Origin of the sequence: Fortiea contorta PCC 7126 (assembly GCF_000332295.1) — a bacterium.
GTDB classification, from domain to species: Bacteria; Cyanobacteriota; Cyanobacteriia; order Cyanobacteriales; family Nostocaceae; genus Fortiea; species Fortiea contorta.
This window is the reverse complement of sequence record NZ_KB235930.1, coordinates 2,894,193-2,907,633: the sequence shown is the minus strand read 5'-3', so window position 1 is coordinate 2,907,633 and position 13,441 is coordinate 2,894,193. Positions and strand designations below refer to the sequence as shown.

Annotated in this window: 12 protein-coding genes; 7 read left to right on the top strand and 5 right to left on the bottom strand. The window is 41.2% G+C overall.

The genetic code is table 11. From position 1 onward, the window contains the following. Window positions 1-463 precede the first annotated feature (463 nt). Window positions 464-2,281 carry an N-acetylmuramoyl-L-alanine amidase gene (locus tag MIC7126_RS0113455; protein ID WP_017653681.1) on the bottom strand — a complete coding sequence of 606 codons (1,818 nt, stop codon included), beginning with the start codon at window positions 2,279-2,281 and terminating at the stop codon, window positions 464-466. A 139-nt stretch (window positions 2,282-2,420) separates the two neighbouring features. Here MIC7126_RS0113455 and MIC7126_RS0113450 point away from each other — a divergent pair, with 139 nt between their 5' ends. Then, window positions 2,421-4,043 carry a CTP synthase gene (locus tag MIC7126_RS0113450; RefSeq protein WP_017653680.1) on the top strand — a complete coding sequence of 541 codons (1,623 nt, stop codon included), beginning with the start codon at window positions 2,421-2,423 and terminating at the stop codon, window positions 4,041-4,043. A gap of 239 nt (window positions 4,044-4,282) precedes the next feature. Then, window positions 4,283-4,705 (top strand): hypothetical protein, encoded by a 423-nt coding sequence (locus MIC7126_RS0113445; RefSeq protein ID WP_017653679.1) that lies wholly within the window; start codon window positions 4,283-4,285, stop codon window positions 4,703-4,705. Here the strand turns inward: MIC7126_RS0113445 and MIC7126_RS0113440 are convergent. The 3 genes from MIC7126_RS0113440 to MIC7126_RS0113430 all read right to left on the bottom strand — a co-directional run bounded on the left by MIC7126_RS0113440 (window position 4,702) and on the right by MIC7126_RS0113430 (window position 6,959). After that, a complete protein-coding gene (locus MIC7126_RS0113440) occupies window positions 4,702-5,607 on the bottom strand; it encodes an ROK family protein (RefSeq protein ID WP_017653678.1) in 906 nt (301 codons plus the stop codon). The genes MIC7126_RS0113445 and MIC7126_RS0113440 overlap by 4 nt on opposite strands. A gap of 73 nt (window positions 5,608-5,680) precedes the next feature. Further along, complete coding sequence (locus tag MIC7126_RS29395) at window positions 5,681-5,863, bottom strand: hypothetical protein (protein WP_081603028.1); 183 nt, start codon at window positions 5,861-5,863, stop codon at window positions 5,681-5,683. A 196-nt stretch (window positions 5,864-6,059) separates the two neighbouring features. Further along, a complete protein-coding gene (locus tag MIC7126_RS0113430) occupies window positions 6,060-6,959 on the bottom strand; it encodes an ABC transporter permease (RefSeq protein WP_017653676.1) in 900 nt (299 codons plus the stop codon). A 212-nt stretch (window positions 6,960-7,171) separates the two neighbouring features. Between MIC7126_RS0113430 and MIC7126_RS0113425 the strand changes: the two genes are divergently transcribed. Together MIC7126_RS0113425 and MIC7126_RS0113420 are read left to right on the top strand one after the other, a co-directional pair. After that, window positions 7,172-7,360, top strand: coding sequence for a hypothetical protein (locus MIC7126_RS0113425; protein ID WP_238553638.1), 189 nt, complete (start codon window positions 7,172-7,174; stop codon window positions 7,358-7,360). Next, entirely contained in the window at window positions 7,357-7,770 is a 414-nt protein-coding gene (locus MIC7126_RS0113420) for a putative toxin-antitoxin system toxin component, PIN family (RefSeq protein ID WP_017653674.1), read from the top strand. The genes MIC7126_RS0113425 and MIC7126_RS0113420 overlap by 4 nt, the downstream gene beginning before the upstream one ends. Before the next feature lie 160 nt (window positions 7,771-7,930). Here MIC7126_RS0113420 and trxB read toward each other — a convergent pair whose 3' ends face one another. Then, on the bottom strand, window positions 7,931-9,304 hold the full coding sequence (gene trxB, locus MIC7126_RS0113415) for a thioredoxin-disulfide reductase (protein ID WP_017653673.1): 1,374 nt from the start codon (window positions 9,302-9,304) through the stop codon (window positions 7,931-7,933). A 316-nt stretch (window positions 9,305-9,620) separates the two neighbouring features. Between trxB and MIC7126_RS0113410 the strand changes: the two genes are divergently transcribed. From MIC7126_RS0113410 to MIC7126_RS0113400, 3 genes are all read left to right on the top strand, one after another. Beyond that, window positions 9,621-10,178 (top strand): type IV pilin-like G/H family protein, encoded by a 558-nt coding sequence (locus tag MIC7126_RS0113410; RefSeq protein WP_017653672.1) that lies wholly within the window; start codon window positions 9,621-9,623, stop codon window positions 10,176-10,178. A gap of 243 nt (window positions 10,179-10,421) precedes the next feature. Next, window positions 10,422-10,979 (top strand): type IV pilin-like G/H family protein, encoded by a 558-nt coding sequence (locus MIC7126_RS0113405; RefSeq protein ID WP_017653671.1) that lies wholly within the window; start codon window positions 10,422-10,424, stop codon window positions 10,977-10,979. A 142-nt stretch (window positions 10,980-11,121) separates the two neighbouring features. Beyond that, complete coding sequence (locus MIC7126_RS0113400) at window positions 11,122-13,341, top strand: O-linked N-acetylglucosamine transferase, SPINDLY family protein (protein WP_017653670.1); 2,220 nt, start codon at window positions 11,122-11,124, stop codon at window positions 13,339-13,341. Window positions 13,342-13,441: the final 100 nt, after the last annotated feature.

Genomic DNA, 13,441 nt, shown 5'->3' with positions numbered 1-13,441 from the left:
CCAATAACTAATATAAAGCTAACATGTAAAAACTCACAATTTTCTTTAAAGAAAATATAAAGTGTCAGTATGGTGTTAGATTAACACACAAAAAATACAATGGTCTGTAAAAAAAACATAAAGCAGTTTTGAGCTTTGTCAGGTTAAAGGTTAAAAGTTAAAATTCTTACACCACAAGCATTATAGCCAATTATTATCTAGAAAAATGCTAATTTTAAATGTCAAGATTTGGCTGCGAAGGCGATTGATGAAGTAATGCAATTTTCCTTTGTTTACTGACAAGATTACGCAAATCAGGAAATTTTTTAACTAAGGAATAATTATCTGGAGAATTGAGCAAACACAATCTATCATTAAGTACATTTGCTGTTGAGCAATAAGTCAGATATTACAATCATCAAAATCTTACTGAAGTAGGAGGGTAATAACCTGCTAATTGTACTATCTAAGATAAAACAAAATTCTACCGCACATTTTGCCACCACTCAGTAATCCCCTCAGCTATTGCTTGCGCCATTTTCTGCTGTGCTTGCGGATTCGTAGCCCAGGTAAATTCCTCAGGGTTGCTCATAAAACCTAACTCTAGCAATACTGATGGGGCTATGTTGGGGCGTGTGAGTGCGAGGTTATCCCACAACACACCGTAGGATGGTCTTTTTAAATTTTTCACTATATAGTTATGTAGAAATACTGATAAACTATGTGCTTGCGGATGATACCAAAAGGTAGAAAAACCTTGAGTATTTTGAGCATCACCATCATCGGGTAAAGAATTGTAATGAATAGAAACAGCGATCGCAGGTTCTGCTTGACTAATAATTGCCTGCCTTTCTACCAACGATACATCCCGATCATCTAACCGCGTCATTACCACCGTCGCTCCGCGCTTCACCAGCTCATCACGCAACAACTTCGACACCACCAGATTCAGATCTTTTTCCAAATATCCAGTCGGGCCGCTGGCACCTGATTCTTTGCCACCATGTCCAGGATCTAGTACAATCTTCATGCCTAACAAAGGCTGATTTTTAATTTTTTGGACTACTGGTGGATGACGCAAGGTTAATATCAAGCTTGTACCTTCATATCTGAGTTTATATCCCCATTGTTGAGATTTTTTCAGATTGAAGGTATATTGCACCTGTCCTGGAGATACTTGTTGCCAATCGAGACGCGAAATTATCGGGTCGTCATTAGTGCGAATAATATCGGTTTGGGCAGTGGTATTATAAAGAGTCAGAGCAAAAAACTTGTCTCCTTGGTGAACCTTCACAGGCACAGAAACTTGCAAAGGAAAAATCACCTCTGTTGCACCAGAGACTTGACGATATACCACACTGCGAATGATTGTCCGTGGAGAAACAGCACCCGGTAAAGTTTTAGTTTCCTGACTATTAATCCAAGCACCAAAATCCAGACGTAACCAATCACCTTCCTTAGCTGTGACTGCGGCTCTTGTTCCCTTGGGTAGTGGTGTCAGTCTAGAATAATCAGTGCTAGGCCCAGTACGCGCCACTCCTGAATCTGCGCTCACCTCCACAACTGGTAACTTGGCTGTGGACAAGATTTGAATTTTACCAGTCCCTGACTGAGTTATGGTCTTTCCATCGAGGGTAAGCTGAAATTTTGGTGTACCTAAATCGATATTTTGACCGGAATTAGCAATGGCAGGACTGGAAAATATATTGTTACTGTAAATTAGGGAATCAGACTGTTGTATTATGGTGCAACCTTCATACTTGACTGCGGTAGACTGGTTAGCAGGTTGATTTCTCCCAGTCAAAGCCGCCAAATTATGGGGAAGTTGTGCCTGTGACGGTTGAGATGAAAGCGCAACTGTTTGATTAGCTAGGTTAACGGAAACATCGGCTCTAGAGGGTGCAATGGCGCTAAAACAAATTAGTTCCCCTGGTAGCCTAGCAATGTCGGCAGACGGAGTGAGAGAATCTTTGGCGAAGGCTAACCCCTCTGGTAACTGCGGCTGAGTTGTCAGCCTTGTCACCTGAATCTGGAGTTCTTGATCGCGGTGACGGATGGTAAACAAATTCTCTCCTAATTGCAAGGGGAAACTAGGTGCGAAATGTCCGGCTTTGCTGCGGGTAATTGGCTTACCATTGATGAAAACCTGCCCATCAGGTGGGGCTGTACCTAGCAAAAAAATTTTTTCCGAACTTGTTTGATGGTTTTTCCGAGGAAAAACAACTGTTAGAGGTGACTGAGCCAATGCTACCGAGGAGGTGACACTACAGCTTAATATTACTAATCCTAAGAGTCTTTTCACAGCAAGATCACAGAAGATTTCAGAACAATCACTGTGGCACAATTACCAGGATATGATGAAGTCGGAAATTTTTTACTTCATACTTCATGCTTCAGACGACGAGATGTATTTTTAGAAGTTGCTCGAAATTTAAACTACTATGACTAAGTTTGTCTTTGTAACTGGGGGGGTAGTCTCCAGTATCGGCAAAGGAATTGTAGCAGCAAGTCTGGGACGATTGCTCAAGTCGCGTGATTATTCTGTCTCGATTCTGAAACTAGATCCTTATATTAACGTTGACCCGGGCACAATGAGTCCCTTTCAACATGGGGAAGTGTTTGTTACCCAAGATGGCGCGGAAACAGATTTAGACTTGGGACATTATGAACGCTTCACCGATACATCGATGTCACGGTTGAATAGTGTCACCACCGGCGCAATTTACCAATCGGTAATTAATAAAGAGCGGCGCGGTGACTATAATGGTGGCACGGTGCAGGTGATACCCCACATCACCAATGAAATTAAAGACCGGATTTTGCGGATTGCGGAAGATATCAGCCCGGATGTGGTAATTACGGAAATTGGCGGAACGGTGGGAGATATCGAATCTTTGCCGTTTTTGGAAGCAATTCGCCAGTTCCGCAAGGAAGTGGGACGGCAGAATGTGTTGTATACCCATGTTACCTTGCTACCGTGGATTGCTTCGGCGGGGGAAATGAAGACTAAGCCGACACAACATTCTGTCAAGGAATTACGCTCTATCGGCATTCAACCTGATATTCTAGTTTGTCGGTGCGATCGCCCGCTACCCCCTGGCTTAAAACAAAAATTATCAGAATTTTGTGATGTCGCGGAAGAATGTGTCATCACTTCTCAAGATGCCAAAAGCATTTATGAGGTTCCACTGATGCTAGAACGGGAAGGCATGGCGGAGCAAGTCCTGAATTTGCTGCACATGGAACAACGCCACCCGAATTTGGTACAGTGGCAAACAATGGTGCAAAAGTTACGCAGTCCCAAATACACTGTAGAAATCGCCATTGTCGGAAAATACGTCCGCTTGGGTGATGCTTACATATCAGTAGTGGAAGCCTTACACCATGCAGCCATTTCTACACACGGACAACTGCGCTTACGGTGGGTGAACTCGGAAACCTTAGAAACTGAATCAGCAGAACACCATTTAGATGGTGTTGATGGTGTGGTTGTACCAGGAGGGTTTGGGATTCGCGGTGTAGATGGTAAAATTGCCGCGATTAAATACGCCCGCGATCGCCAAATTCCTTTTTTAGGCTTATGCTTAGGAATGCAATGTTCCGTGATTGAATGGGCGAGGAACATCGAAGGATTAACCGATGCTAATAGTGCTGAATTTGATCCTCGCACCACCGCACCAGTAATTAACTTATTACCAGAACAGCAAGATGTAGTCGATTTAGGCGGTACAATGCGCTTGGGAATTTATCCTTGCCGCATCCTCCCCAACACCTTAGCATCTAAACTCTATCAAGATGAAGTGATTTATGAAAGGCATCGCCATCGGTATGAGTTCAACAATGCTTATCGCCAGTTATTGTTAGAGTCTGGCTATTTAATCAGTGGTACTTCCCCCGATGGTCGCTTAGTGGAAATCGTCGAATTACCCAAACATCCATTCTTCCTAGCTTGTCAATTCCATCCAGAGTTTCAATCCCGTCCTAGCAATCCTCATCCTTTATTTAGAGGATTTATGGAAGCTGCTATTTCTCGTTCGATTCCACCTCTAGTACAGCAACACTAAATTAGCTATCAGGGTACAGCATCACCTATGAAGCATGAAGAAAACATAGTTACACTTGATTATGTCTAATTGCTGATGCAAATTTTCTCAAGATCTGAAAATTCACAATTCAATATCTTTGGTGAGACAGGGAATTGTGAATTTTTATAAATTAATAAAAATATTTATGTGGGACTTGAGAAAATTTTGTGATGTGATTGGTGTTCATGATTCATCAACTTGGGATTTGAGGAGACTTTGTGGCGTACTGGGTGAAAATCCTTTACGAAAGGAAAGAATTTGTCATCAATTTTGACCGTGTCAACGCTTTCTGCTATGAAAGTAATGGCAGGGTCACTTTTTGGTTACCAGATTCTGCCATTCCCATAGTCATTAGTCCACAAGGGAATATAGAAGATTATCAAAAAATTATCAAATATATCAAACTCGTGACAGAGTTAGAAATCGACAGCGCCCACTGGGTGACAATAATGTATGAAAAAAACGAATATGTAGTTAATTTGAAGTGTATTAGTTCATTTTGTCAGGAATCCAATGGCAGGATTACTTTTTGGTTGCCCGACGGCACTATCCCCATTATCATTAATCCCGTCAGCAATCCAGAATCATATCAAAAAATCATGCAATTCGTCCAAAAAACCACTGGATATTCTCTGTCCTAAAAGGAATAAGCTGAATTAGGAATTGATAAAGCCAACTTCGCTGCGCCTAACATACCTGCAGAATTTCCTAATTCCGCTGGCAAAACCTGCAAACCCAGCCGTGACATGGGGGTGACTCGCTGCTCAATTTCTGCTTTCAGGGTTGGGAAAAAAAACCCAAAACTAGCGCTGACACCACCGCCGATGATAATTGCTTCTGGTGTGAGGACGTAGATTAAGCTCACTAACCCTATACCTAAACTCTTACCATATTCTCGCCAAAATGTCAACGCCTCCGCATCACCAGCTTGGGCAAGGGCACCCAATTGTGCCGGGTCTTTGCCAGTGAGGCGACGAATGGCGGTGACTGAGGTATATTGCTCCAAAGAACCTTGATTACCACTGTTACATTTGGGGCCATTAGGGTTGCAAGTAATTAAACCCAATTCCCCAGCAGCGCCTTGATGACCGACAAACAGTTTGCCATCAATAATAATAGCTCCACCGACGCCAGTCCCCAACGTTAATAAAATCAAATTGCGAAAGTGGCGACCAGCGCCTAACCAAGTTTCGCCTAATCCTGCACAATTAGCATCATTAGCGACAACAGTAGGTTTGCCAATTTTTACTTCCAACCAATCAGCCAAGGGCACATCAACCCATCCTGGTAAGTTGATCGCAATTTTAGCAATTCGCCCTGCAGCGTCAGCCGGGCCCGGCGTACCCACACCGATCGCCACAGTTTGATCTTGCGAATCAATTTGAGCGATCGCATCTACCATCACCGCCAACACCGCCTCTGGTGTAGCTGGTTGGGGAGTCGCCACACTCAAAGATTGCAAGCAAATCCCATCTCGGTTGAATCGTCCCAGCTTGATCGCTGTCCCACCCAAATCAATACCAATTACTTGAGAATCCAACACATTTCCACACTCACACCAAAGGTTATATTAACTCAAGGTAATTTGTTATTTGTTATTTGTGTTTTCTCTCTCATCACCAAGACTGGCGCTGATAACTCGTGATTGGGGTAACTGAGGAATTAGTAACATTAGCTACGCGAATACTCGATTGTCCTGACCACGCAGCGACCGGTGCACCGCGTAAAATCCCCGCCAAGGCGACAGAAAGCATGAATCCACCAGCAGCGGCAGCAATTAAGGATATGTTATCTTTCACACAACTCTCTCAATTAATACAACAAAATGTTTAGACGAGGAAATGGCGGTTTGGGAGTCAACTAAAGGCTGAAGTATGAAGTATGAAGTATGAAATTACGACACCCATAAAGAGGTATAGGATGTAGGGTGTATGGGAAACAAGCGACCCAATCCTTCATCCTTTCTACTCTTAACCCTTGTTCCTTGACAAATAATTATTTCCGGATGGTATTTTGTCGCCGCAAACGAGGATTCACGAATTCATTTAAACCCTCACCCAGCAGCGATAATCCCACCACCATCAATGTCAGCGCCAAACCGGGAAAAAGTGTTGTCCACCAAATACCCAGAGATGGATCGCCCAAAGCTTCCTTGAGATCGCGTCCCCATTCTGGCACTTGTTCTGGTAATCCTAACCCTAAAAAGCCTAAACCGCCCAGCACTAAAATCGCGTCGGCGGCGTTGAGGGTGAAAAGTACGGGTACGCTTTGAATGACGTTAAAAAATAAATAGCGAGATAGCACCGTCCAAGTGGAAGCACCCATAGCTTGAGCAGCTTCAATAAATACCTCAGTTTTCACGCTTACAGTGTGATTACGGACAACACGATAATATTGAGGGATGTAAGCAATGCTAATAGCGATCGCTGCATTCAAGATCCCCCGTCCCACCACAAACGCCAGGGTAACGGACAATAATAGCCCTGGTAAAGTGTAGATGCTATCCATGAGAAACAGCAACACCTTATCCAAATTACCTCCCAAATAGCCACTTACCATCCCCAAAGGCACGCCAATTACCATACTCAGCGCTGTGGCTAAAATTACCACCTGCAAAGCAGCTTGAACACCAAACACTGTCCTAGAAAAGATATCACACCCCAGGCGACTAGTCCCAAACCAGTATTTAGCTGAAGGTGCTGCTTGTACAGGATTATCTACAGGACACTGTTCGGGATTTTGCAGCCATCCCCAAGCCTGAAATATGGGAGCAAAGAACGCCAGGAAGAGAAAAAACAAAGTAATAGCTATCCCAATGACCATTAATCGCTGAGAAAGACTAGGATTTTTAGGAAAGCGGAAAAAAGACGGTAGTTGCCGTTTTGTTATGGCCATGAGCGATCGCTTGGATTCAGCAAGATACGCTGACCATTTTACATATTAGAGGGACTGAGTAAACATCCTTAATAAAAGCTCAACTGCTTCCTGGTAGATACAGAGGTAAACTAAGAAAACAATGATCCGAAATAGACTTAAGCCCAGTTAATGTCACAATTATGAACGCTTACAAAAAATACATTACTATTACAGATCCAAGGCAATTAATATTGTCCGATTTACCTTTTCAGGTGGGACAGAGAGTAGAAATAATTATTTTAGCTGAGGATAACCCCAGAGCCGTTCTCAGTAAGAAACTCAGAGATTTATTTGATAAAACACAGTCTTTATCAAATGTAGTAAATATTACAGAAGCAGAAATATCCGCAGAAATTGAAGCTTACCGTCGGGGAGAATGAAAGTTGTTATTGACACAAATGTTTTAGTTTCTGCTGTCCTCAAGGGTAAAATACCGAGAGCCGTTATTCAGTTTATATTTGATAATCCTGATTGGGAATGGGTAGCTTCTGCAGAAATTGTCCTCGAATATAAAGAGGTATTAAGTCGCAGTAAGTTTAAGTTAACAGATGAAGTAATATCAGCATGGTTTGATATTCTTGATATTTTTATCATATTAATTGATGTCAACTTAGAGATTGATTTTCCCAGAGATAGAAAAGATGCAAAGTTTTTAGCTTGCGCGATCGCTGCAAAAGCAGATTTTTTGATTACAGGTGATTCTGATTTTAATCAGGCGCAAACTTTGGTAGATACTACAATTATTTCTGTGTCTTTGTTTAACAGATTAGTTAACGATATTCAAGGGTAGAGACGCGATTAATCATGCCTCTTGTATAGGCATGATTAATCGCAATTAGAACAAGAGTCAAGGGTATTTATATATATCCCCCATTCCCCATGAAGCCGGAAAATACCGACGCAAAGCGACAGGAACGCGGTGGCTCCCCTATGCCCCATTCCCTATTCCCCTAAAGATTACTTTCAATTAACTGGCGATATTCACTCTTTTGCTTGACGCCTTTTACTTCTTTCAACAATTCCTGATTCTTGAATAGTTGAACTGTGGGCGTACCCGTCACCCCAGCATTTACCGCAATTTCACGGTCTTTGTCGATATCGATTTCTACAAAGTGAATTTTGCCATCAAATTCAGCCACCACTTTATTTAATATCGGCTTGAGGGTGTGACAAGGGCCGCAACCAGGCGCAACATATTTAACTAAGAGTAAGCGCGTGCTGTCATGAAACAATTTCCGCAAAGCATAACCGCCCTCATGGCGTGTCGCTTGCAAATCAAATTCAGCCGCTAGTTCCGCTTCTGTTTTCTTCGCCGCTGGCTGAGTGACTAATTCATTCACCGCACTTGCTGGCTGTTGACGGAATTCTTGAATCAAACTATTAGACGACAACCAGCGTTCTGCTAACAATGCTGCAGCACAACCACTACCCGCCGCTGTAATTGCTTGGCGATACTCATGATCTTGGACATCACCCGCAGCAAACACCCCAGCAACACTGGTTTCTGGTGAACCGTGTTTAGTGGCGACGTAATTTAACTCATCTAGTTCCAACTGTCCCTTAAATAAGGAAGTATTGGGAGTGTGACCAATGGCGTAAAATAAACCCTTGGCTTGCAGAGTTTTCTCCTCGCCAGTTTTGTTATTGCGGACTCTCACCCCGTCCATGTGACCATTACCGAACACATCCACAACTTCCGTGCTCCAATGCACCTGGATTTTGGGATTACTCAAAACCCTGTCTTGCATCGCTTTAGAAGCCCGCATCACATCAGAGCGTACCAACAAATTTACTTTAGAACCATATTTAGTCAGATAAATTGACTCTTCCGCCGCTGAGTCACCAGCCCCAATTACAGCCAACTCCGCACCGTGAAAAATTGGCGTCGCTCCATCACAAATTGCACAAGCTGAGATTCCCCGACTCCAAAATGCATTTTCGCTGGGTAAACCTAAACGCCTTGCAGTTGCGCCAGTAGCAATAATAATACTATGGGCTTTGACTTCCCTCTCATCTGAGCGAATCGTGAACGGACGCTCAGTCAAATCAACTGAAGTGACATCTTCAGTGTATAACTCAGCCCCCCAGCGTTCCGCTTGCGCCTTCATTAAATCCATCAATTCCGGCCCAGTGATTCCTTGGGGAAATCCAGGAAAATTCTCGACTTCCGTCGTTGTCATTAATTGTCCACCCGGTAAACCCCCAGCTTGGAAACCTTCAAAGACAACGGGTTTGAGGTTAGCGCGTCCTGCATAAATAGCGGCTGTGTAACCTGCTGGCCCAGAACCGATAATCACCAAGTTTTCTACAGTCTGGTTTGTCATGGCAATATATGAACTCATAACGACTACGCTTAATATAACATAACAATAATTAAATTGGTATTAGCCCTTGGTCAACACTAGGGGCTTATTTATGTAAGTAAAACCACGTAAATAATTGAATGACAATAATTTTACGTTACTCAATATAGTTCGATTTATTTCCACTAACTGAGTTATGTGCAATTTCAAAACCAAAGATTCTGGATTGGCTAAATTTATTTTCCGGAACTTTTTTTCTGCAAATGATAGAAAAGCGATCGCATATGGGTAAGTTACATCTAGAACCAGCGATAAAAACGTTTACGGTAAAACACATATGAAAACCGAACTTAAAGCCAAATTTCTGCAACACATCCTCCAAAAAAAGAAAGAAGACGAAGGTTTTACCCTGATTGAATTACTAGTTGTAATCATCATCATCGGCATTCTTTCTGCAATTGCTTTACCATCTTTCTTGAACCAAGCAAATAAAGCCAAGCAGTCAGAAGCGAAAACTTACGTTGGTTCTATGAACCGCGCCCAACAAGCTTATTATTTGGAAAATAATCAATTTGCAGCTCAAGACGACTTTGGTAAATTAGGTCTTGGCGTTGCTACAGTCACCACAAATTACGTGTACAAAATTGATGGTGGTGGTACTAGTTCTCCTAGCCTAGTCACTAACCAAGCATCTACAGTAGTAGCCGCAGCGCCCCTGAAAACCTATGTTGGTGGTGTGAGTATAGCAACGCAAGCTGCTACTAGTGAAGCTACTACCATCGCTATTTTATGCGAAGCTGAGAAAGCAAGAGTTAACAGTGGCGCTGATATAGCAGCAACTACGGCTAGTACAACTGGACCTTCGTGCCCCACCAACTTCGTCGCTTTGAAATAAAAATAGAAATAACTTACTACATCAAAACAAAGTTTGTCCAAGCCAGTTCATAAATCGAAATTGAGAAATCAGCCCTTGGTAAATACCAAGAGCTCAGTTATGTATGTAAGTTTTTCAGATCAAAAATTAAGAATTGGATAGATTTATTCTAGAATTTTTTTTTCATCAAATGACAGAAAAGCGATCGCATGTGGGTAAGTTACATCTAGAACCAGCGATAAAAACGTTTACGGTAAAACACATATGAAAACCGAACTTAAAGCCAAATTTCTGCAACACATCCTCCAAAAAAAGAAAGAAGACGAAGGTTTTACCCTGATTGAATTACTAGTCGTAATCATCATCATCGGCATTCTTTCTGCAATTGCTTTACCATCTTTCTTGAACCAAGCAAACAAAGCCAAACAGTCAGAAGCGAAAACTTACGTTGGTTCTATGAACCGCGCCCAACAAGCTTATTATTTGGAAAATAATCAATTTGCAGCTCAAGACGACTTTGGTAAATTAGGTCTTGGCGTTGCTACACAAACTACAAACTACATATATAAAATTGCCGGTGGTGGTACTAGTTCTCCTAGCCTAGTCACTAACCAAGCATCTACAGTAGTAGCCGCAGCGCCCCTGAAAACCTATGTTGGTGGTGTGAGTGTAGCAACGCAAGCTGCTACTAGTGAAGCTACTACCATCGCTATTTTATGCGAAGCTGAGAAAGCAAGAGTTAACAGTGGCGCTGATATAGCAGCAACTACGGCTAGTATAACTGGACCTTCTTGCCCCACTAACTTCGTCGCTTTGAAATAAAAATAGAAATAACTTACTACATTCCCAAGTCAATTCTTCATGTAGTTTGTACTGAAATAAATTAGGTAGTTTTCAAAGTGGTTAGATTGTTCTACCCACTTTATTTTCGTTATATATCCATCTACTTCTGTGAAACAATACAATGATCACTAATACACAAAATTGGCAGATCCAGGCTGAACAATGCTTTATACAAGAAAACTATCTGCGAGCAGCAGAGTTATACGAACAAGCTATAAATATAGAACCAAATACTATTTCTTATTACTGGCAATTAGGATTGATATTGCTATTGCAAGGAAAAGAAACAGAAGCCTTCATGACTTGGATGTTGCCAATGACAGAAGTAGATGAAGAACAGCTACAAGTTTGGACAAATGAATTATTTCAATTCTTGCTAAAAGAAGCAGAAAGACGCGAAAAACTGACGGAATATTCTATAGCTTGGTTAATTCGTCAGCATATGAAGGAAATTAATCCTACTGATATTAATAACATACTCAATCTTATATTAATTTCTATTAAATTAGAAAAAATAGAAGTAATTCACGAATTGTACGAAATCGGATTAATTGATTGTTGCAAAGCAAGAGAACATACCAATATAAATGCTGAATTATTAATACAAGTTTTACAGGAAGTTTTAAATAACCTTCCTTTACATCCAATAAATGTGGAGTTAGCAGATGTTTGTTTACCTTATTTTTCTAATACTTATCAATGCTTTGATATACTGCTAACTGCTGCTCTAAAAATTGGTCACACTTTACTACAACCTCAGCTAGCAGCATCTCTACTAAAATTGCACTTGCGATTAGAGCCAGAAAATGTAGAAATTTTGAGGCATTTAGCAACTTTTTATCAAGATGCTCGTAATTATTCTCAAGGCATAGAGACAGCTAAATTATGTTATTCTCTATCAGAAAGTTTAGCTGATAAAATTTTTGCCCTCCATTTAATGTTACGAGGCTTAATGTCAGCAGGGGGATATTGGCAAGAGATATGTGAGACGTGCGAAAAATTAGAAACAGTATGTCAGCAGTTTATACAGGCTCAACCGATCGCTTTAGAAGAAGCTCGAATACTGCGGCTACTGACATCATCTTTTGCTATACCAAATATTAAAGATGACCCGGCAAATTTTCGATTAATTCATAATAAATTAGCTGAAATTTTTACTACTGATATTCAAGCTTTTGCCGAATCGGAAGGAAAAAAATATCTCCACACTAATATTAAAAATTTGCCTTTAGTATCTAGTAATAATAAAATCAAAATTGGCTATATATCTTATGCTTTAAGAAACCACTCAGTAGGTTGGTTAGCTCGCTGGTTATTTCAGCACCATGACCAAGATAAATTTGATATTAATACATATATTGTTAACTATAAATCAATAGCTGATTACATGCAGGAATGGTATGTTAATCATGCGGGAACAACTCATAAACTAGGCATGAATGGTTTAGAAATTGCTGACAAAATCTATGAAGATAAAATTGATATCTTAGTAGATTTGGATAGCATTACTTTAGATATTACTAGTGAAGTGATGGCTCTTAAACCAGCCCCAATTCAAGCTACTTGGTTGGGTTGGGATGCATCAGGTATACCCGCAATTGATTACTATATTGCCGACCCTTATGTATTGCCAGATGATGCACAGAAATACTATACAGAAAAAATTTGGCGCTTACCGCAAACTTACATAGCAGTTGATGGTTTTGAAGTGGGTGTACCAACTCTTCGGCGAGAGGACTTAAATATTCCTACGAATGGCGTTATCTATCTTAGCGCCCAAAGAGGATATAAACGGCATCCAGAAACAACTAGATGGCAAATGCAAATTCTTAAACAAGTGCCTGAAAGTTATTTTTTGATTAAAGGACTAGCCCAGGAAGAAGCTATTAAACGTTTCTTTTATCAAATTGCTGAAGAAGAGGGTGTTGATTCCTCTCGATTACGATTTTTACCACAGGTATATTCAGAGTCTGTTCACCGCGCTAATTTGGGAATTGCTGATATCGTCTTAGATACTTATCCCTACAATGGCGCCACAACAACCCTAGAAACTCTGTGGATGGGTATTCCGTTAGTCACTAGAGTTGGCGAACAATTTGCAGCCCGTAATAGCTACACCATGATGATAAATGCTGGGATTACAGAAGGGATAGCTTGGACTGATGCAGAATATATAGAGTGGGGTATCCGCTTGGGTAAGGATGCAACTTTGAGACAAACAGTTGCTGGAAAATTGCGACAATCAAGACAAACAGCGCCCTTATGGAACGGTAAGCAGTTTACCCGTGAGATGGAGAAAGCTTATCAGGAAATGTGGCAAAGATATAATGATAAAAAATAAGCTTGTAATGAGCGCTTCGGCGCTCAAACTAAATATTAGTCAGTGTTTTATCCGTGAGTTGGCAATATTCGTACGCGTATTTTTCTTCACGGAAGTGCTG

What these genes read in the sequence shown, in the direction of transcription:
- MIC7126_RS0113450 (WP_017653680.1), top strand. Translation starts at nt 2,421, where the DNA reads ATGACTAAGTTTGTCTTTGTAACTGGGGGGGTAGTCTCCAGTATCGGC.
- MIC7126_RS0113420 (WP_017653674.1), top strand. Translation starts at nt 7,357, where the DNA reads ATGAAAGTTGTTATTGACACAAATGTTTTAGTTTCTGCTGTCCTCAAG.
- MIC7126_RS0113430 (WP_017653676.1), bottom strand. Translation starts at nt 6,959, where the DNA reads ATGGCCATAACAAAACGGCAACTACCGTCTTTTTTCCGCTTTCCTAAA.
- MIC7126_RS0113405 (WP_017653671.1), top strand. Translation starts at nt 10,422, where the DNA reads ATGAAAACCGAACTTAAAGCCAAATTTCTGCAACACATCCTCCAAAAA.
- MIC7126_RS0113400 (WP_017653670.1), top strand. Translation starts at nt 11,122, where the DNA reads ATGATCACTAATACACAAAATTGGCAGATCCAGGCTGAACAATGCTTT.
- trxB (WP_017653673.1), bottom strand. Translation starts at nt 9,304, where the DNA reads ATGACAAACCAGACTGTAGAAAACTTGGTGATTATCGGTTCTGGGCCA.
- MIC7126_RS0113410 (WP_017653672.1), top strand. Translation starts at nt 9,621, where the DNA reads ATGAAAACCGAACTTAAAGCCAAATTTCTGCAACACATCCTCCAAAAA.